A 19,076-nucleotide genomic window follows, 5' to 3' on the forward strand; every position below is an offset into this window, starting at 1 on the left:
CCATGACCGCAAAGGTGCAATCCAGACTCCATGATCGCCGGGAATAACCCATTCTAAAAACCTGGTCAATAGGACAAATCTTTATGACAGGCATTCATTTCTGCGCATTCCGGAACCCGCTATACCCTTACTGGCAGAGCTTGTGCCAGATATTCCAGTTTCTACTAATGAATCATAAAATGTGATACATCCAAACTGAACATTGCATCAGGCATATTGTTTGGTAATAATAAGCGACTTAACTTAGTTGAATGCCTGAAAGAATTGAAAGTTTTGCAAGAGACATTGAGAAAGTACAACAGATTGCTATCGTACCATCCCTGTTGGAAGTGATTTGCCGTACAACCGGTATGGGGTTTTCTGCAATTGCCCGTGTTACAAAGGATAGGTGGATTGCCTGTGGGGTAAGAGATGAAATTAATTTCGGTCTGGTACCCGGTGGTGAACTGGAAGTGGGCACTACCATCTGTGACGAAATCAGGGATAGCGGAAAGGCGGTGGTAATAGACCATGTAGCAGAAGATCCCTTGTATCGCAATCACCATACCCCTAGAATGTATGGCATACAGAGTTATATCTCAGTACCTATCATCCTGAAAAATGGTGAGTTTTTCGGTACCCTCTGTGCCATCGATCCCCGCCCGGCAAAATTAATAGAACCTAAAATAGTCAATATGTTCCAGCTCTATGCTGAGCTGCTGGCATTTCATTTGCAAAGCCAGGAAACCATACTTGAAATGAGCAAACAACTCAAGGAAAGTATCGAAGAGAACAAACAATACCAGTTTATTTCCCATCATAATTTGCAGGAACCTTTGCGCAAGCTCCGTTTATTCAGTGATATCCTGATTGATGCGGTGGATAAGAATATGGTAGATAAAGCAAAGGAATATGCTGTGCGGATTAATAACAATGCACAGCGGGTATCCATGATGATCCGTGACCTGTCAGAATATTCCGGTTTGAATGATAGCAAGATCCTGTATGAATCCGTGGATCTGGATAAGGTGGTGCGTGATGTTTGTATACAACTATCCGTTCAGGGGGCTGTGACAATCGGGCCGCTCCCTGTAATTTCAGGGATTAATTCCCAGATTGAACAGCTATTTTACCACCTGATCCACAACGCAGTGAAGTTTGTTGCCCGTGAGCGGCCTTTGCAAATTGACATCAGCGGAGAGGAAGTAGTACTGAAAAAACGCTATATAGCTATCAGGGTGGCAGATAATGGAACGGGGATTGAAAAACAGGACATGGAAAAGGTCTTCGACATCTTTTCACATATGCAATCCGGCGTAGGACTGGCTTATTGCAGGAAGATCGTCCGCAATCACGGTGGTGACATCCAGATAGATTCCACACCGGGAGTAGGAACGACCTTCACGCTATTATTACCTTTGGAGAATTAGAAATTAAATAGGACGTGGTAGCTGATGATGTTATGATCTTCACCCGTTATACCCAACAGATAACCTGCACCTAGTTCTATGTTTTTCCTTCTGTATGTCCTGCCTACAGCCAATCTGATACCTGCACTGAACGTGGCGCCGGTAGAGAAGGGTGAACTGGTACCAATACTTTTGGTTTCGTTGAACTGGTAAACTTCATGATAATAACGCAGCTGTACACCATAGCCTGCACCCACAAAAAAACCGAACCGGGCAGGTGCCTTCTGGGATGAACCCGCACCATAGGCAAAGTTGAATAGTACTGGCAGTTGTACGATCACGCTTTGCCAATCGTCTATAACGATTGTATCATTTGAATTCTGAGAGAAATAAGTAGACGCATAACCCACCCGGAAAGGTGCCGTAATGGATAAAGCATATTTCCTGGTTTCCAGGAATGTCACTCCCGGTGTATAGGCAATTCCAATGTAAGGATTGTTGCCAGAATAATTAGTTTCGTCATGTAATATGCTTATCCCCAATCCATTGGTAAAATGTTGGGAATGGCAGGTTAAAAATGCGGTTACGCAGAAAAGGGATATAAGAAGACTTTTTTTCATAGGATCTATTGATTTACAAATGTATAAAATAAATATCTATTGGTTTTGTCCAATTCAGAAACCCCCGTTTGTTATAAGGGCAAAATCTCAAAATCATGAAAAATAGACTGAACTATTTTAAGGGAGCCAACAATCCCCTGCAAGCTTTAAGTGGTTTTGCCCCCTATCTGGCAAAATCTCCACTTGACAAATCCTTATTAGAATTGATTTATTTTCGGGTATCGCAAATTAACAGTTGCGCCTTCTGTCTGGATATGCATACAAAAGAACTGCGTGCTATGGGTGAAGAAGAACATCGTCTGTATGTAATGGATGCATGGAGAGAAGCCCCTTTTTATTCAGACAGAGAGCGGGCGGCCCTGGCTTTTGCAGAAGCCCTCACCAAAGTGAGCACAGGTAATGTATCTGATGAAGTATATAACGCTGCTGCTGCACAGTTTTCAGAAGGAGAACTGGTAGACCTGGCCATTGCTATTGTGGCGATTAATGGTTACAACCGTTTGAACATCGCATTTGGTTCACCCATGCCGGTAGGCACTTATAAAGTCGGCCAGTTCGCCGAAAAAAATTAATGTTATGAATGAGTTCTTATTGATCTTCAGAAAAGACAATTCTAAAGAAGCACAACCTTCTCCCTCAGCATTACAGGCGAGTATCAAGCCCTGGCAGAAATGGCTGGGTAAACTGGATGCCGAAGGCGCCCTGGTAAGTCATGGCAACCGCCTCAGACCCGAAGGTGCTGTGATCAAAGCGGGTAAGATCGTTACAGACGGACCATATCCGGATATCAAGGAATCCATTGGTGGATTTGTGATCATCAAGGCCATAGATCTGGCGGCTGCCACTGAGATCGGGAAAGACTGCCCGGTTTTAGATGCCCCCTGGAACGGATTTGTGGAAGTACGTATGCTCTCCAAAGAAGTGTGATGGAAGATCAGGAGCTGCTCCCATATTTATTCAGGACAGAGTACAGGAAGATCATTGCTGTACTCTGTCAGCTATTTGGTATTGCACACATTGAAACGGCTGAAGACATTGTGAGTGATACTTTCCTCTCTGCCACGGAATTGTGGAGTGAGCAGGGGCTTCCCCCAAACCCTGTGGCATGGCTGTATACCGTGGCCAGGCGCAAAACGCTGAACCATATAAAAAGAGATGCGTTATTTGCAAAGAAGATAAGTCCGGAGATCAGGAACGCAAGTCAGGATATAACAGAGATGGATATTGATCTGTCAGATCAAAGTATTCATGATAGTCAGCTGGCAATGATTTTCACAGTTTGTAACCCGGGTATTCCAGAGGAATCGCAGGTAGCGCTGGCATTGAACCTGTTGTGTGGCTTTGGCGCACAGGAGATAGCGGATGCGTTTCTCACCAATAAAGATGTCATTTACAAAAGACTGCAAAGGGCTAAGGACAAGCTGAAAGCAGATCATATTGCTATCACCGCTCCTTCCGCCGAAGCAGTGCATCACCGTTTGGATACGGTGTTGACCACATTATACCTGTTATTCAGCGAAGGGTATTATTCTACCTCGCAGAATACCACCTTACGGAAAGACCTTTGTCTGGAGGCGATGCGGCTCACTTATTTACTGGCTTCGCATGCGCCCACTGCTGTGCCTGCGGTGTATGCATTGTTGTCACTGATGTGTTTTCATGCATCGCGGTTCGAAGCAAGAGCGGATCAGCAGGGAGAGATGATCTTATATGAAGATCAGGATACGAACTTGTGGGACCACGAGCTGATTGCGAGAGGAACGTATTATTTGAACCAGGGTGCAACGGGCAATGTATTGACCAAATATCATTTAGAAGCAGGCATTGCTTACTGGCATACGCACAAGGCAGATAGCAGGGAGAAATGGGAACAGATATTACATTTATACGATCAGCTGGTATTGATGGAACCTTCTCCTATTGCTGCGCTGAACAGGATCTTCGCATTGGCGAAGGTAATGGGCAATGCAACAGCGATAGAAGCTGCTGCATTGTTACCATTGAAGGATAATCATTTTTATTATGCCTTGTTAGGACATTTATATACACCACTGGATCGTACACAGGCCATGGTGCATTTCCGGAAAGCCTTGTCACTGGCCATCACTGCGGCTGACAAGGAGGCTATCAGAAAGCAGATGCTGTAGCTGTTTTATTTTAGCTGGTGTGTGCAGTGACTTTCTCAGGTCTGTTACGCTCAAATTACCGGACCTGCTTTTGTACAGGAAGGTTTTAAAAGGGTATTCATGCAGGCGTTCGCTGTGTGCACTTGCGAAAAGGTCAAGTTGCGCTTTGATTGTGGGCAGCGAAGCATCGAGGTCTGTTAAATAAGAGCGTTTATTATTCAGATAATCCTTTATAGCAGGCGATTCTTTGTACGCCAATCTATCCAGTTCTTTTTGAATAGCACTTATTTCCATGTTATCCCAGTCTTTACTTTCCAGAACCGGTATTTGCCATTGTGCCTGTTGTTCTTTCCAGTGATCTTTTTCAACTTTTACCTGGTGGATGATAAAACCGGGAAGCTCGATGGCGGTGAGGTAACCACCATGACAGGCGCCGGTATCGATGCCGTAGGTATTGTTGACGATGCGCGGGAGATGGCCGGTGACAGAGTGTCCATAGATGACGGGTTTGGTACCGGTATAATGATCTGTCCAGTATGCGGAGGTGGTAACGCCGGTATGGCGACCTGTCTGGCCGGTTGTATCTGTTGTTGTCTTATGTTCCGTCTCTGTTGTTGTCTGGCCGGCTGTATCTGTTGTCGTCTTATGTTCCGTCTCTGTTGTTGTCTGGCCGGCTGTATCTGTTGTCGTCTTACATTCCGTCTCTGTTGTTGTCTGGCACAGCTTATCTTTTGTCACTCCCTGACCAGCATATTTCTTCTCCAGGTATCTCTCACCGGCAGTCGTGCCACTCAGTACATCCTGTCTTTGCACATGCAGTGGCAGGTCATGTTCCATAGCCGCATGTACGATGATCGCATCGTCTGTTTCAAAATAATAAGGCAGTGTCATAGCCCAGGCCAGGAAATGAGGGTATTGCTCACCCATCTGTATTTTCACAATTTCCTGTGCGTAATTATGAATGCCTTGCAGGTGTTTTCGTTCATGGTTACCCATGAGTGTAATGGTATTAGGGCGATCCATAAAGTACTGCCATACTTCTTTGGATGTATTGCCACGGTCTACGAGGTCGCCCACTGATATCAGGAGATCTTCGTCCCGGAGGCCGGTTTTTTCCAGTAGGGTCAACAGCTCATGGTAGCAACCGTGGATATCCCCCACAACTATTGTTCTTTTCATGTCACAATATTATTTGCGGATAGCGTAGTCTTTCTGCGTATTTCTTATTTTGCAGTACAACTTTTTACAAGGAATGAGATTTATAACTTTACTACTGTTATACTGTACATTGGGTGCAAAGGCCCAAACCATTGTATCCCATGCATTTGGTGATGCGCACAACCCCGCTGTTATTTTTATGCATGGTGGCCCGGGCAGTAATGCTATTAATTTTGAATCTACCACCGCCGCAAAACTCGCAGCACAGGGATTTTATGTGATCACTTACGACCGGAGGGGAGAAGGTCGTTCTGTGGATGCGAAGGCGGCGTATACCTTTCAGCAATCTTATGATGACCTGAATAACCTGTATAAACAATACAATGTGAAAAGAGCGACCCTGATCGGGTTTAGTTTTGGAGGGATCGTAGCTACGGGTTATACGGCAAAATATCCTGCACAGGTGCGGGCATTGGTGCTGGTGAGTGCGCTGGTGGATTTGCAGGAGACATATAAAACAATCATTGCCTCCTGTAAAAAGATATATACTTCCAATAATAATACAGCAGGTTTAAAAGACCTGACCGCATTAGCAAAACTGGATAGTAGTTCCATTGAATTCAGGAGAGGATGTTTTAAACAGGCTTCTAGAAACGGTTTCTTTGCTACACCGAACAGAACGCCTGCTGCACAGGCGATTTATAAACAACTGGATGCGGACACCTTGTACCAGCATTATGCAAACCTGAACAATGATACCCCCAGCAATGAGTTTTGGAAACATGAAAAGTATTCTACCATCAATAACCTGCCTGTTCTCGAAAAAATAGTGAAACAGGGAGTGCCTGTGTTTGCCATGTATGGTATGGATGATGGATTGTATTCACCTGGACAGATAGATGCACTAAAGGCCGTGATAGGCGTTAATCATGTGCTGTATTTCCGGGATGCGGCGCATTATTTATACAATGACCAGCAGGTGCATTTCCTGGGTGGCATGCTGGTGTTTTTATCATATTAGTTACCTTTGGCGATATGGAGATTACGCAGCGTCAACGGACTTTATTACTCTACATCCTGGAATGTGTAGCAGGCACGGCGATTGGATTTTACCTGTACCGCGTTTATCCTACCATCGGTGCCTGGGCCCTGATCTCTATTATTCTGGTATTGGCGCCAGACAGGAAAGATGCGATGACACTGGCTAAGACCCGTATCAAGGCGAACCTGGTAGGGGCTACCATTGGATTGACGATCTTCTTTATCCACCCGGTAAATCTGTTGATGATGTGTATAGGAGTCACCCTTTCCATCATCGCCTGTGAATTACTGAAATTACAGCCTGCTACCCGATCGGCGGCAATTGCCGTATTGATCATCACCATGCATGAACCGGGTAAATACTTCTGGGATGTGGCATTGGAGCGGGGAGGCGGGGTATTGGCAGGTTGTGTGATCGGGATGCTCATTACCTGGATCTTTCATACAGTCATTATCCGTTCTAAAAAAGTGATACGAAAAATAGGAAAATGAAAATAGCTACCTATAATGTGAATGGGGTGAATGGCCACCTGGCAGTATTACTCCGCTGGTTGACAGAAACAACGCCGGATGTGGTGTGCTTGCAGGAACTGAAAGCGCCACAGGAAAAGTTTCCGGAAGCCGCGATCCTCGAAGCAGGATATACCGCCATCTGGCACGGACAAAAGAGCTGGAATGGGGTGGCAATCCTGTCTCGCATCGGCAAACCTGAAGAAGTAAGAAGAGTGTTGCCCGGTGATCCTGAAGATCTGCATAGCCGGTATATAGAAGCTGTTGTAAATGGTATCACCATTGCATGTTTGTATCTGCCAAATGGAAACCCGGCTCCGGGACCAAAGTATGATTATAAGTTAGGATGGTTCAAGCGGCTGCATGCACATGCACAGGAATTGAGAGACAGTGGTAAACCAGTGATTATACTCGGTGATTACAATGTGATCCCTACGGAGAAAGATGTATATAAACCTGCCAGCTGGGTCACTGATGCGCTCTTTTTGCCACAAACCCGTGAAGCGTTTGAGCTACTGAAGTCGCAGGGGTGGACAGATGCATTACGGAAATTATACCCGGAAGAAACCATCTATACCTTTTACGATTATTTCCGTAATGCGTATGGTAGAAATGCGGGTTTAAGAATAGATCATTTTTTGGTGAGTCCGGATGTAGAAAAACGATTGATAGCCGGCGGCGTGGATAAGGAAGTGAGGGGATGGGAGAAGACAAGCGACCACTGTCCGGTATGGATTACAATAACAGACTAATATGAATATTAAATCCTTATTACCGTACGATCGTTATACCCTGACTACCAGATTGAATGAGGGGGAAGTGAGGCGGAGACTGGACTTTTAGTGATATATAGTTAGCCGAAGATATTTGAATACCTTACCGGAAGAATAATTTAAATTATACATGATAGCCCGTACACCCACACCACCCTACTACGCAGTTATATTTACATCACTCAGAACGGAGGTAGAAGAAGGTTACAAAGACACCGCTACCCTGATGGTAGAACTGGCGCAGGCACAGCCAGGATATTTGGGCGTGGAGTCTGCACGCGATGGAGTGGGCATTACCGTTTCTTATTGGGAGAGCCTGGAAGCGATCCGTAACTGGAAGCAACAGGCGGATCACCTGATTGCGCAGCAGCTGGGGCGGGAGAAATGGTATGAGCAGTATAAGACGAGGATTTGCCTGGTAGAAAGAGATTATGGTTTTGATAAAGAATAATATATTTTATGAACGTTGATGGCTAGTCGTATAGCAGTATGAGTGGTCTGAAAGGCTTGAATTAAGTACCGACATTTGACTTTATAAATATTTACTATACTATGAGGGTCTTATTGCTGCTTTCTTATTTAACGGTAAGTTCGTTATTTTGTGCTGCGCAGGTGCCTTTGCCTGCAAAAAATCTAAGTATTTTCGGAAGGGGGATGTATCCGGGGGATGATTCTACCTATACATTATTGCAGGAGGCGGGTTTTAATACCGTGTTGTTATCCAGCTTTTATATTCATGGAGATGGAGATCTGTATTCCGGGGATGATAATCAGCATCCCGTGATCCACGATGGAAAGTGGGTAGGGGATACGGCTTACCTGAGAAGAGTCGCAGCGTTAAAGAAGGGGGCGAGGATTGAGATCCTGCTGGAAGGAAGATGGTACGATCAGCCACCGAATACGTTTGATTTTATGAGAGATTGGGTAGATTCAACTAAACAGGTACCGGGTGTGGTGACAGGAGTGGGTGATAACAGTACATTGTTTACCATTTGTAAAGTGTTGAAAGAAGTGGTGGGTGCCGATGCATTTTGTATAGATGATGAATCCGTGTATGATAGTCATTCTATCATAGAGATGGGTAAGATAGCGGCGCGGTTAAAAATGCATATGACGTTGTGTCCGTTTAGGGTGAATGAGTTTTGGAGTACTGTGTTGAAGAATACAGATCCGAAGGTAGTGGACGCGATTTATTTGCAATGTTATGATGGAGGAAGGAATGCAAATCCCGGCTTGTGGAAGAATGCAATGAAGCCAGTACAGCCGGTGTATCCGATATTTATGTGCAGGGGAGCGTTTAGTACTTGTGGCACATCGCATAATAGTAAGACGGTGGAGGAGATAAAAGGAGAGATGACCAGGTTTAAAAAAGACTATCCTGAGATGAGTGGTGCAAGTATCTGGCAGATGGCGGATGTAAAGAATTTTGTAAAGAATAATTGTGCGGTGGTGGACCCATCATCCGGTACAGCAAGATCAGTAAAAGAGTTTTTGGCGCAGATAAAAGGGGCTTTATCAACAGGCCTTTAAGCTGGCAACACGGTTTTAAACTGGCAACACGGTTTTAAGCTGTCAACAGGCCTTTAAGTTGTCTACACACGGTCTGTAAGCTGTCTACACGGCTTTAAATAAACTACAGGCTTTTTAAATGGCCTGCTGCTACAGGCCATTTAAAAAGCCTGTGCCTAAATACAAAGGCCGATTGCGTAGCAATCGGCCTTTGTATTTAGTTTATTAAATCACAGAAAATACTCTTCAATGCTATATTGTTTCCTCTACAGAAGAGACAAATTTCCAGATTATGGAAAGAATGCTACCTATGCCAGAATAAAATTTATTGAAAATCAATTAGTTGTGATGTTTTTTACCCATTGGCATCCATTTCGCACTATACTATACAGAGAATGAGAAATAATCAAACCTTTTTCCAATTGGAACACACCGGGGTTCTTTAGAACCCCGGGGATTGTTCCTCAGATGACAAACGACGAAGCTAAAGCCTTACATAATTAATGCTGACTGTTTGGGGGAATGCTAAAGAGGAGGGAGCGAAAGCTTCCTCCATCTTTTTTTAAGCCCTTTTAGAAAGTCTTTATTCAGAAAGCACTTTTTTGAAAATCTCTTTTCAGAAAACCTCTTTTCAGAAAGCCTTCATTCAGAAACTCACCACCAGTTTACCAAAATGTCCACCGCTTTCCAATTCCCTGAAAGCCCTTTCCACCTCCTCAACAGCAAACACCTTATCAATCACTGGCCTGATCCCCGCTTTCAACAACCCCTTAAAACTCTCCCTGCTACCTACCGCAAATCCTGCAATCCGCTTAAAATTCAGGTTCAGATCTCCATACACATCCAGCGTAATCGTAGACCCTGTCAGACCACCGGCAGTACATACCAGTCCATTCACCTTCACTGCCTGCAATGATTGACGAATCGTATCCTTACCGCCTACATCCAGGGTCACATCTGCCCCGAGTCCTCCTGTAAGTCTTAACACCTCCTCCTGCCACTGCGGATGGGTGTTGTAATTGATCACGGCATCCGCACCTAATTCTTTTAACCGAACAGCCTTCGCATCAGAACTGGTCGTTGCTATGACCCTGGCCCCTGCCTGACGGGCTATCTGCAAGGCAAACATCGATACCCCACCAGTGCCCTGTACCAACACCGTTTGGCCCAATTGTATTTTGGCAATATTGATCAGCCCTTCCCATGCTGTCACCCCTGCTACCGGCATGGTCGCCGCCTCCTCAAAGGAGAGGGAATCGGGGAGTTTTACCAGGCCATAATCAGGCACCGTTACATAATCCGCCATCAAACCCTGTGTCTGCCAGCCAATACGTACCGCATCTTTTAATGGAATCCCATCCCCTGAAAGAAAATTCTGTACATAGGTCAGCGCTACCCTGTCACCCACCTCCCATTCACTCACCTTTTCGCCCACTGCTGTTACTATTCCCGCGCCATCGCAACCAGGTGTATATGGGAAAGGAAGTCCGGTCGGGAAGTCACCCTTCACGATCATGAGGTCCAGAAAATTCAGCGATACTGCTTTTATATTCACCACCACTTCATGTGCAGCCGGTTGGGGGATGCTTGTAGTGCCTACCTTGAGTGCTTCAATTCCTGTTTTGTCTAACTGTACGATTCTGTTTTGCATATCCTTATTTTTGTATTGCAAAGTTGAAACCGTACGGAACGAAAGTCAAGTACCGGGAATTTAATCACCAGGTGATAATTTAATCACCTTTTAAGGTCTGAAACATGTATACAAGGAAAATCCCCCGTTTATATAATTGTTCGCTGGAAGTGACGATGGAAGTAATGGGCGGAAAATGGAAGCCGTTTATCATCTGTTACCTGCAGCAGGGTCCAAAACGCCCCAGTGAACTGCTCAAAATGATCAATGGCGCCAGCAAACGGGTGATCAGTCAGCAGCTGAAAGAGCTGGAAGACCATGAAATTGTCGCTAAAAACGTGTATGCCGAAGTGCCGCTGCGTACGGAATACTACCTGACCGACTTTGGAAAGGAGCTGTTACCCGTCGTATTGATGATGGAGCAATGGGGTAGAAAGTATCAGCCGCACCTGGAAAATAAGCGGACTGCCTGATTCAAATTTTCACAAAATTTTTACATTTAAATGTTGTGAGTTTACTAAATTGGCAGCCGTTTCATTTTAATAGGTAAGTAAATAACAATTATTTCAACCAGTATATAATTTATTATTTATTAATCTCGAATTGGCAATGTCAGCTACTACAACAAAGCATCAGCGCCGGATGACGCGCAGTCTGTATTTATTCGTATTATTATTCAGCAACCAGGTCTGGGCACAAGCAGTCAACAAATCTTCTCCACCGTTCACTGCCAGATTGATGAACATCGAGGCCGCGGCCAACACCACGTTTAACTACAATACCAAACTAAAAAACGTTGCGCCCGTATCCAGGGTATTCCAGCTCTTCGCAGGATTGCCTCCCGGATGGAACGCGAATTTTAAGGTGGAAGGAATGTCGGTGACTTCTGTAAACATTGATTCTAACAGAACCGCAGATGTTTCCATCGAAATCGTTCCTACACTGGATACCAAACCAGGTAAGTACGAAATCCCTATAACCGCACTGGTCGGCTCAGATTCCCTGAAACTAAACCTGGAAGCGGTGATCAAAGGTACCTATGGCGTTACCCTGACCACCCCCAGCGGCAAACTGAGTGAAGATGTAACGGAAGGCAGTACGAAAGAACTGCAACTGGTCATTAAAAACACAGGCACCATCGCACTGGACAACCTGGATCTCTCTGCACAGAATCCGTCTCAATGGCAACTCACCTTTGCGCCTGCTAAGATCCTCCACCTGGAAGCCGGTGCCGACACTACTATCGTAGCGACCCTGCAGGTGCCAGACAAAACACTGGCCGGCGACTACATGACCAACGTTACCGTAAGGAATAACAATGCCAATGCGAAAGCAGATTTTCGTATCACCGTCAAAACTTCTGTATTGACAGGCTGGCTGGGTCTGGTCATTATCCTGATCGCCCTGGGCGCTGTTTATTTCCTTATCCGTAAATATGGCAGGCGATAGTACATTATGGAACAACCAATCATAGAGATACATGGGTTATCCAAAACCTATGGGTCTTTGAAAGCCGTTGATAATCTCAACCTCACCATTCAGCAGGGAGAGATCTTCGGACTGCTGGGACCTAATGGCGCCGGAAAATCTACCACTATATTAATGCTGCTGGGGCTCACAGAGCCTACAGCTGGTACCGCACATATCTGCGGATTGAATGCTTCCCGCAATCCAATTCCCGTAAAGCGAAAGGTGGGTTACATGCCGGACAACGTTGGGTTTTACAACGAACTCTCTGCTCTGGAAAACCTGAAATACATCGGCCGGTTGAATGGCATTCCAGAAGATGAAGTGGAAACTGCTGCCCGGGAAATGCTCATTTCCGTAGGCCTGGAAGCCGCTATTCACAAGAAAGCCGGCACCTTTTCCCGTGGTATGAAACAGCGACTGGGACTGGCAGATGTATTGATCAAACGCCCGGAAGTGATCATTCTCGATGAACCTACTTTGGGAATTGATCCCGCAGGTGTAAAAGATTTTCTGGAACTGATCAGAAGGCTGAACCAGGAGCAGGGCATCACCATCCTCTTATCTTCTCATCACCTGCACCAGGTACAACAGGTATGCAGCAGAGTAGGCATTTTCGTAGGCGGACACCTGTTAGCCGACGGAAGTGTGGAAACACTGGCCGCTAACCTGTTCAAAGCAGATCCGCATGTAGTACAGGTTACGCTGCAAACCGCAGCAGGAGTTTCGGAACAGGACCTGCTGCAATTGCCGGGTGTAACAAAAGTAAACATCGTGAATGCCGCTGTGGAGATTTCCGGGCAGGCAGACATTACCCCCGACATTGTACGATACTTTGTACATAAAGGGTATGATGTAACCGGCGTGCAAAAACGGACGTATGGTCTGGATGAGATTTATCAACGTTATTTTGAAAATAATTTAAAGGAAAACGAGGTACAAAATGAAAAGTCTACTGGCTTATTCCAAAGGTCATTCCTTGGCAGGTTCAAAAAGCGTTAGTCCTTTTTGGGTCATGGTAAAAAAGGAGGTGGCTGACCAGGTGCATAGCTGGCGGTTCATCATTATGGCCCTGTTGATCCTGCTCACCTGGATAGGATCGATGTATGTTTCGTTGTCCAATATCAGGGCGGCGATGGAGAATGTACGGGAGCATGATACCGTGTATTTTTACCTGAAATTACTGACTACAACAGACCGGTCATTACCACCGTTTCATGTATTCATCGGTTTCTTAGGCCCTTTGCTGGGCATTGCATTAGGCTTTGATGCGATCAATGCTGAGCAGAGCAATGGTACGCTGATCCGGTTGATGGCGCAACCTGTATACAGAGATTCGTTGTTGAATGCAAAATTCACCGCTTCACTGATCGTAGTGAGTATCCTGTTCTTTTCGCTGAACATGCTGATGGTAGGCGGGGGCATGCTGATCACCGGCGTACACATAGAAGGCGCTGAGTTTGTGCGCATACTTTGCTTTGTAGTATTGAGTGTAATTTATGTGGCGTTCTGGCTGAACCTCTCCATTCTATTATCAGTAAAGTTTAGGCAATCGGCTACTTCGGCATTGACAGCGATTGCCATCTGGTTGTTCTTTACGGTGTTTTATCCTATCCTGGTGCAGATTATCCTAAAAGGCATTTTGCCTGATCCGAATAGTCTGAGTCCGGAGCAAATGGTGATCTACAACCAGATCAGGCACAACTTCCTGCTTGTGGTACCAGGTCAGATGTATGCAGATGGAACGACAACGTTGTTAATGCCGGTGGTAAGGAGTATGGGACCTTTGTCGATGGAGCAGATGGCGATGGCGGTGCCATCACCCTTGCCATTGAGAGAGAGTCTGTTGATCACATGGCCGCAGGTAAGTGGGTTGATAGCGGCTACCGTGGCTTGCTTTGCCGTGTCTTACTGGTTGTTTATGAGAAGAGAAATCAGAACTTAATGGTTGTCATTGTTTTGCATCAACCTTCTATAAGCTTCCTTCGACTGTTCTTCGACCGTTGTTCGATTGTTGTTCGACCGTTGTTCGATGCTTCTTCGATGCTTCTTCGACTGTTCTATAACCTACTACTGATTTCCAAACTGTTATAATAAAAAAAAGAGAATGTATCATAAGTAACAGGGAGGCCATGAGAATGGCATGTATGAGAATTCTCTCAATCTGGTGCCCGAAAAAAAGGGGCCGTCTCGAAGTTTTGAGGCGGCCCCTTTTCTCTGAAAATGCTTTTCATCCCCCGTTGGTGAATTCCCTCTTTCATGACTTTTTTATTGTATATTTCATTTGAATACCTAATATTCATTTATCTCTCAAAATTAACCGGCATGAAAAGAACCCTTCTGCTACTTGGCCTATCCGTGCTCACACTCCTGCACGGCTGTACAAAGCCAGAATCTGAGCAAAGACTATCAGGTTCCTCCACGTTTAAAGCTGTCACCGCCGCCAGTACTTCGGTCATCTTTACAAATCCTTTACCATCACTCGACAACGGTAGTTACTACGATCCATGGGTGATTAACATCGGCGGGTATTTTTATTATTGTGGTTCCGACGGCGGGCGTTTATGGATTACAAAGTCGGCTACACTCGAAAACCTTTTACAGCAGACAAAGACTTACATTTTCACACCACCATCCGGCACGGGATATAGCGGGGAGCTCTGGGCGCCTGAGCTGCATTACCTGAATGGCAAATGGTATGTATACTTTGCTGCAGATGATGGTACGAATGCCAACCACCGTATGTATGTACTGGAAGGTGGTACGGATGCCAGCAATCCATTGAACGGCACCTACAGCTACAAGACGAAGCTGAATGCCACTACTGATCGTTGGGCAATAGACGGCCATCCGTTTGTATACAACAGTCAGTTGTATTTTGTATGGTCAGGATGGGAAGGTACGACGAACGTATCCCAGTACCTCTACATCGCGAAGATGAGTAACCCTTATACCATCGATGGGGAGAGGGTGGAAATATCCCGACCAGATTATTCATGGGAGCAGGTAGGCACACCTACGGTGAATGAAGGGCCTACTTCCCTGGTCAGCGGCAGCACGGTGAACATTATTTATTCTGCGAGTGGCAGCTGGACGAATGATTATTGTTTGGGACGGATCACCTGTACAAACGGGAACCTGTTGTCCAAAGCTTCCTGGACAAAAAATTCAACGGCTGTATTTTCTAAGTTCGGGAATGTGTATGGTCCGGGTCATGCTTCTTTTGTGAAGTCACCGGATAATATCCAGAACTGGATCGTGTACCATGCGGCAAACAGTGATGGCAGTGGATGGGATAGAAGAGTGATGGCGCAGCAGTTTAGCTGGATAGGAGACGTGCCTTTCTTTGGGTATCCGATAGAAAAAGGGATACCGGTACCTGCGCCTTCAATCGGACCAGGTTATGCAATGCCCATTGCGAATGGCACTTACCGGATCAAATCAAAAGTGACTTCACAGTGTGTGGATGTACCGAATGCCGCTTCTACAGCTGGTTTACAGATCCAGGAGTATACGGATAACGGAACGAATGCACAGAAGTGGGTGTTTACCTCATTGGGCAATGGGTATTATACTATTACAAGTGTGGCGTCAGGGTTGAACCTGGATAATGCAGGTGCGTCTACAGCTGCGGGGAATATTCTGATACAGTGGACGGACAATGGGAATGAGGCGCAGCATTGGAGAGTACAGGATATGGGTGGTGGATATTATAAACTCATCAATCAAAGGAGTTTGCTGGCGCTAAATGTACCGTATAGTAACCAGACCCCGGGTACGAAATTGGAGCAGTGGTATGAGAATCAGTATGACGCGGAGTTGTGGCAGATCATACCATAAAGTGATTTATGTAGGGAAAGGGATGTATCATTAGTACCAGGAAGACAATGAGAATTACATGTACGAAAATTCTCTCCTTCAGGTGTACCCAAATAAAAAGGGGGCGTCTCGAAGTTTTGAGACGCCCCTTCCTTTTTGTAAAAAAGATCGTCCCATAATAACTAATGTCTTTTTAATTGAATAGTAGTTACTTATAAATCCTGTAGTCGTTTTGTAGTCGCGCTTGTAGTCCTCCTGTGACCATGGTTATTTGGAAAGATACCCTTGCTCCCGGACATTTGTGCCTACAAATTCTTTATATGAAATACCGATTACTAGCCAGCTGTTTGTTACTCCTTACCGGAAGCATTAGGGCACAGCAAAAATACGAAGGCGGCTCCCTCTTTGTGCAGGGGTTTGCCAGAGTAATAGACCATGGACAATCTATTTATATCGACAGCACTGGCAAAATAGCTTTTGACACCATTTATAATGATAGAAGTCTCTCAGATGGTTGGGTAGACATCGACACCGTATACCTGCCACAAGACATTCTGCAGGTAGGCTTAAAAGGTAAACAGGGGGTGATGACAGTGTTGGGCAAATGGATATTGCCTCCCGAATATGATACCATTGACACGCAATCCGCTGAACAATGGACTGTAAAAAAAGATAATAAAGTAAGTCTGTATACCGCTAAAGGCTTTATACTCCCCTTCCGTTTTGAAGACAGTAATCAACTGGACAGCGCCTGGTTTGCCGTAAAGGAAAACGGGAAATGGGGCGTATACTATAAGGAAAAGGATCAATTGACCGTCCCTTATACTTACGAGGACATAGATTACTGTTATGGTTGCAACACCAAAGGCAATTACGTATTTGCCCAAAAAGATGGCAAATGGGGGGTGGTGAGTTTCAAAAACGAGATATTAGTGCCCTTTGAATATGATCACGAGCATATCAATATGCGGAGTGATGAATGGATAGAATCCCTCTATAAGGATTCCCGGAAGTACAGCATCAATCTCAAAACAAAGAAAGCAGAGGTAGATACCTGCGAATGTCTGCCAACAGAAGATCAGTCAAGTCTGGATACAGAGCTGGGCACCTACACCGGACAGCGTAGAAATGGCAAATGGGGGTTGGTGAATGCACAGGGCAAATTGATCCTTGACCATGTATATGACGACATTAACAATTTCGGTGACAGCAGCGGGGTAGTGGGCATCGTCCGTAATGAAAAATATGGAGTGGCAGATAGTACCGGTAAGATCATTATTCCACTGGCGTATGATTATTGGGTGGAACCTCAATGTAATGGAGCTGTATTTTTAGGAGAAAAAAACGGGAAAGGCATTGCATTTGACAAAACCGGGAAACAGATCTTAACCCAATACAGCCATTTTAATACAATGACCCTGGAAGATGGAACTAAGTTGCTTGGGATTGTGCAGGGTAAGTTAATGGGCTTTTATAACCCCGCCAGCGGCAAACTGATACCTCCTAAGTACACCACCCTCAGTTATTATGGTGATGCACATTACCTCACAATCGGGATAGGTGACAAATATGGATATATCGACAAAGAAGGTAAAACTATCGTACCACCTATCTACGATTACACAGATCTTCATTTCACAACAGGGAATGACCTGCTGGTAAAAGTGAACCTGAAAGATAAAATGGGTGTGTTTGATATCAAACAACAGAAAGTGATCATCCCGCTCGTGTACGATTACATTGCCAACTATACAGACAGCACAATCCTGCAGGTGACCAAAAACGGGTTACATGGATTGTATGATATTTCAGGCAAGCTGCTTTGTCCGGTGAAATATAAAGACATCATTGCTTTTGATACCGTGTATTCCTATTTAAAGGCGAAGGATACATCAAAAGTAGAACTATTTAACAAGCGTACACATGAGCTGACAAAACTGCCATGGGATACCGCGTTTGTAGCATATGAAGGCCATTTGATGCTGGTATGGGAGCATGGAAAGAGTTTCATCTATGATATAGAGAAAAAGCAGCGGGTAGAAGGCGCTTATTCAAAAGGAGGTTACCCTGAATACCTGGGGTATTTTGCAAATCACCGTGCGAATATCCTGAAGAACAAAAAGTTTGGTTATATCGATCCGAAAGGAGATTTCGTGATCCAGCCTAAGTATGATTATATTTCTAATTTCCACAAAGGGGTAGCAGCGGTGTATGAATGTCTGGATACGGCAAATCGCATTTACAAATACGGCTATGTAGATTCAACAGGCCGGGAAATCGTACCGCTTATTTATGATGTACCGCAGGAGATCGTGCAGCGATTTACAGAAGAAGCTTTCTTTGGAGAGGAAGATGCAGAAACGCTGGTGCTGATGAAAAACGATGGCCGGAGAGGTCTGGCAGGGTTAAATGGCAGGATTATATTGCCGGTGAACTACGATAACATCTCTCCTGAAAAACATGGCAAAGGTTACCTGGTTCAACAGGGAGATAAATTCGGTATCCTGGATACGAATGGCAACGAAATATTGAAAACCCAATATGTAAATATCATGCTCAATGAACTGGCAGGGTATGATGGCAGGGTATCATTTAGTTTTCCGGTAATGGCGAGAGAAGGTAATGATGATAACTGGATGTATATAAACGAGCATGGCAAATCGATAGGTGTGGATGTAGCAGCTTATGTAGATCTGAGATCATTGGATTGGGGAGAGTTACCTATGATAGACCCTCCGGTCGTGCCGGCGCCACCCGTGACAGGCGAAGATAAAGAGCCACAATAAAAAAATAGCACCAGGGAAGTGCTTAAATGACAACTGTGACCCGAGGGGCTGACCCAAAAGTCAAAAAGGGCTTTTTGGATCAGCCCCAATTTTTTTCGACTGGTTTCATATTTTTTTGGCACAAACAAACTGTAGAGCGGTTCAAAAGGAGTAAACATCATTTTTGTGGTCGATTTTGCCTTTTAGGCAGCTATATGGATGCTTTTGAGATGGATTTTGCGCAAGTTATGCGCAAGGGCTATTAGGCCA

18 protein-coding genes are annotated in these 19,076 nt (G+C 45.0%); 15 read left to right on the plus strand and 3 right to left on the minus strand.

Annotated elements, in window-relative coordinates; all coding sequences use genetic code 11:
* Positions 1-251: 251 nt before the first annotated feature.
* The gene (locus BW716_RS24575; RefSeq protein ID WP_083727033.1) at positions 252-1,409 is read left to right on the plus strand and encodes an ATP-binding protein; all 1,158 of its coding nucleotides are present in this window, start codon (positions 252-254) and stop codon (positions 1,407-1,409) included.
* Here the strand turns inward: BW716_RS24575 and BW716_RS24580 are convergent.
* Positions 1,406-2,008: an outer membrane beta-barrel protein gene (locus BW716_RS24580; protein ID WP_083727035.1), complete on the minus strand. Its 603-nt coding sequence runs from the start codon at positions 2,006-2,008 to the stop codon at positions 1,406-1,408. The two genes, BW716_RS24575 and BW716_RS24580, sit on opposite strands and share 4 nt — an antisense overlap.
* Before the next feature lie 95 nt (positions 2,009-2,103).
* On the opposite strand from BW716_RS24580, the gene BW716_RS24585 reads away from it, so the two are divergent.
* The 3 genes from BW716_RS24585 to BW716_RS24595 are packed head-to-tail and all read left to right on the plus strand — an operon-like array spanning position 2,104 to position 4,155.
* Entirely contained in the window at positions 2,104-2,580 is a 477-nt protein-coding gene (locus tag BW716_RS24585) for a carboxymuconolactone decarboxylase family protein (RefSeq protein ID WP_083727037.1), read from the plus strand.
* Positions 2,581-2,584: 4 nt separating this feature from the next.
* Positions 2,585-2,935, plus strand: coding sequence for a YciI family protein (locus tag BW716_RS24590; protein WP_083727039.1), 351 nt, complete (start codon positions 2,585-2,587; stop codon positions 2,933-2,935).
* Complete coding sequence (locus BW716_RS24595) at positions 2,935-4,155, plus strand: RNA polymerase sigma factor (protein ID WP_083727041.1); 1,221 nt, start codon at positions 2,935-2,937, stop codon at positions 4,153-4,155. Before BW716_RS24590 ends, BW716_RS24595 begins: the two co-directional genes overlap by 1 nt.
* On the opposite strand, the gene BW716_RS38110 is transcribed toward BW716_RS24595, so the two are convergent.
* Positions 4,102-5,313 carry a metallophosphoesterase gene (locus BW716_RS38110; protein WP_083727043.1) on the minus strand — a complete coding sequence of 404 codons (1,212 nt, stop codon included), beginning with the start codon at positions 5,311-5,313 and terminating at the stop codon, positions 4,102-4,104. The genes BW716_RS24595 and BW716_RS38110 overlap by 54 nt on opposite strands.
* A gap of 73 nt (positions 5,314-5,386) precedes the next feature.
* Here BW716_RS38110 and BW716_RS24605 point away from each other — a divergent pair, with 73 nt between their 5' ends.
* The 5 genes from BW716_RS24605 to BW716_RS24625 all read left to right on the plus strand — a co-directional run bounded on the left by BW716_RS24605 (position 5,387) and on the right by BW716_RS24625 (position 9,146).
* Positions 5,387-6,313: an alpha/beta hydrolase gene (locus BW716_RS24605; protein WP_083727045.1), complete on the plus strand. Its 927-nt coding sequence runs from the start codon at positions 5,387-5,389 to the stop codon at positions 6,311-6,313.
* Between the two features lie 14 nt (positions 6,314-6,327).
* Positions 6,328-6,825: an FUSC family protein gene (locus BW716_RS24610; protein WP_083727047.1), complete on the plus strand. Its 498-nt coding sequence runs from the start codon at positions 6,328-6,330 to the stop codon at positions 6,823-6,825.
* Positions 6,822-7,595, plus strand: a complete 774-nt coding sequence (gene xth / locus BW716_RS24615) for an exodeoxyribonuclease III (RefSeq protein ID WP_083727049.1) — start codon at positions 6,822-6,824, stop codon at positions 7,593-7,595. The genes BW716_RS24610 and xth overlap by 4 nt, the downstream gene beginning before the upstream one ends.
* Before the next feature lie 151 nt (positions 7,596-7,746).
* Positions 7,747-8,067: an antibiotic biosynthesis monooxygenase gene (locus tag BW716_RS24620; protein ID WP_083727051.1), complete on the plus strand. Its 321-nt coding sequence runs from the start codon at positions 7,747-7,749 to the stop codon at positions 8,065-8,067.
* Between the two features lie 101 nt (positions 8,068-8,168).
* Positions 8,169-9,146 carry a hypothetical protein gene (locus BW716_RS24625; protein WP_143709011.1) on the plus strand — a complete coding sequence of 326 codons (978 nt, stop codon included), beginning with the start codon at positions 8,169-8,171 and terminating at the stop codon, positions 9,144-9,146.
* A gap of 625 nt (positions 9,147-9,771) precedes the next feature.
* Here BW716_RS24625 and BW716_RS24630 read toward each other — a convergent pair.
* Positions 9,772-10,776, minus strand: a complete 1,005-nt coding sequence (locus tag BW716_RS24630; RefSeq protein ID WP_083727055.1) for an NAD(P)-dependent alcohol dehydrogenase — start codon at positions 10,774-10,776, stop codon at positions 9,772-9,774.
* A 104-nt stretch (positions 10,777-10,880) separates the two neighbouring features.
* Here BW716_RS24630 and BW716_RS24635 point away from each other — a divergent pair, with 104 nt between their 5' ends.
* From BW716_RS24635 to BW716_RS24660, 6 genes are all read left to right on the plus strand, one after another.
* Positions 10,881-11,228: a helix-turn-helix domain-containing protein gene (locus tag BW716_RS24635; RefSeq protein ID WP_083727057.1), complete on the plus strand. Its 348-nt coding sequence runs from the start codon at positions 10,881-10,883 to the stop codon at positions 11,226-11,228.
* A gap of 136 nt (positions 11,229-11,364) precedes the next feature.
* Positions 11,365-12,204, plus strand: coding sequence for an NEW3 domain-containing protein (locus tag BW716_RS24640; RefSeq protein ID WP_083727059.1), 840 nt, complete (start codon positions 11,365-11,367; stop codon positions 12,202-12,204).
* 6 nt (positions 12,205-12,210) lie between these two features.
* Entirely contained in the window at positions 12,211-13,224 is a 1,014-nt protein-coding gene (locus tag BW716_RS24645) for an ABC transporter ATP-binding protein (protein ID WP_083727061.1), read from the plus strand.
* Positions 13,225-13,237: 13 nt separating this feature from the next.
* Positions 13,238-14,167: an ABC transporter permease gene (locus BW716_RS24650; RefSeq protein WP_143709012.1), complete on the plus strand. Its 930-nt coding sequence runs from the start codon at positions 13,238-13,240 to the stop codon at positions 14,165-14,167.
* Between the two features lie 380 nt (positions 14,168-14,547).
* On the plus strand, positions 14,548-16,062 hold the full coding sequence (locus BW716_RS24655; RefSeq protein ID WP_179091254.1) for a family 43 glycosylhydrolase: 1,515 nt from the start codon (positions 14,548-14,550) through the stop codon (positions 16,060-16,062).
* A gap of 299 nt (positions 16,063-16,361) precedes the next feature.
* The gene (locus BW716_RS24660; RefSeq protein ID WP_179091255.1) at positions 16,362-18,827 is read left to right on the plus strand and encodes a WG repeat-containing protein; all 2,466 of its coding nucleotides are present in this window, start codon (positions 16,362-16,364) and stop codon (positions 18,825-18,827) included.
* The last annotated feature ends 249 nt before the right edge of the window (positions 18,828-19,076 follow it).

Origin of the sequence: [Flexibacter] sp. ATCC 35208, assembly GCF_001975825.1 — a bacterium.
Taxonomy (GTDB): Bacteria; Bacteroidota; Bacteroidia; order Chitinophagales; family Chitinophagaceae; genus Chitinophaga.

Bases quoted from the DNA above. Each gene is read 5' to 3' on its own strand.
- BW716_RS24640 (WP_083727059.1), top strand. From the start codon at position 11,365: ATGTCAGCTACTACAACAAAGCATCAGCGCCGGATGACGCGCAGTCTG.
- BW716_RS24635 (WP_083727057.1), top strand. From the start codon at position 10,881: ATGTATACAAGGAAAATCCCCCGTTTATATAATTGTTCGCTGGAAGTG.
- xth (WP_083727049.1), top strand. From the start codon at position 6,822: ATGAAAATAGCTACCTATAATGTGAATGGGGTGAATGGCCACCTGGCA.
- BW716_RS24660 (WP_179091255.1), top strand. From the start codon at position 16,362: ATGAAATACCGATTACTAGCCAGCTGTTTGTTACTCCTTACCGGAAGC.
- BW716_RS24625 (WP_143709011.1), top strand. From the start codon at position 8,169: ATGAGGGTCTTATTGCTGCTTTCTTATTTAACGGTAAGTTCGTTATTT.
- BW716_RS24630 (WP_083727055.1), bottom strand. From the start codon at position 10,776: ATGCAAAACAGAATCGTACAGTTAGACAAAACAGGAATTGAAGCACTC.
- BW716_RS24585 (WP_083727037.1), top strand. From the start codon at position 2,104: ATGAAAAATAGACTGAACTATTTTAAGGGAGCCAACAATCCCCTGCAA.
- BW716_RS24650 (WP_143709012.1), top strand. From the start codon at position 13,238: ATGGTAAAAAAGGAGGTGGCTGACCAGGTGCATAGCTGGCGGTTCATC.
- BW716_RS24605 (WP_083727045.1), top strand. From the start codon at position 5,387: ATGAGATTTATAACTTTACTACTGTTATACTGTACATTGGGTGCAAAG.
- BW716_RS24620 (WP_083727051.1), top strand. From the start codon at position 7,747: ATGATAGCCCGTACACCCACACCACCCTACTACGCAGTTATATTTACA.
- BW716_RS24590 (WP_083727039.1), top strand. From the start codon at position 2,585: ATGAATGAGTTCTTATTGATCTTCAGAAAAGACAATTCTAAAGAAGCA.
- BW716_RS38110 (WP_083727043.1), bottom strand. From the start codon at position 5,313: ATGAAAAGAACAATAGTTGTGGGGGATATCCACGGTTGCTACCATGAG.
- BW716_RS24645 (WP_083727061.1), top strand. From the start codon at position 12,211: ATGGAACAACCAATCATAGAGATACATGGGTTATCCAAAACCTATGGG.
- BW716_RS24595 (WP_083727041.1), top strand. From the start codon at position 2,935: ATGGAAGATCAGGAGCTGCTCCCATATTTATTCAGGACAGAGTACAGG.
- BW716_RS24655 (WP_179091254.1), top strand. From the start codon at position 14,548: ATGAAAAGAACCCTTCTGCTACTTGGCCTATCCGTGCTCACACTCCTG.
- BW716_RS24610 (WP_083727047.1), top strand. From the start codon at position 6,328: ATGGAGATTACGCAGCGTCAACGGACTTTATTACTCTACATCCTGGAA.
- BW716_RS24580 (WP_083727035.1), bottom strand. From the start codon at position 2,008: ATGAAAAAAAGTCTTCTTATATCCCTTTTCTGCGTAACCGCATTTTTA.
- BW716_RS24575 (WP_083727033.1), top strand. From the start codon at position 252: ATGCCTGAAAGAATTGAAAGTTTTGCAAGAGACATTGAGAAAGTACAA.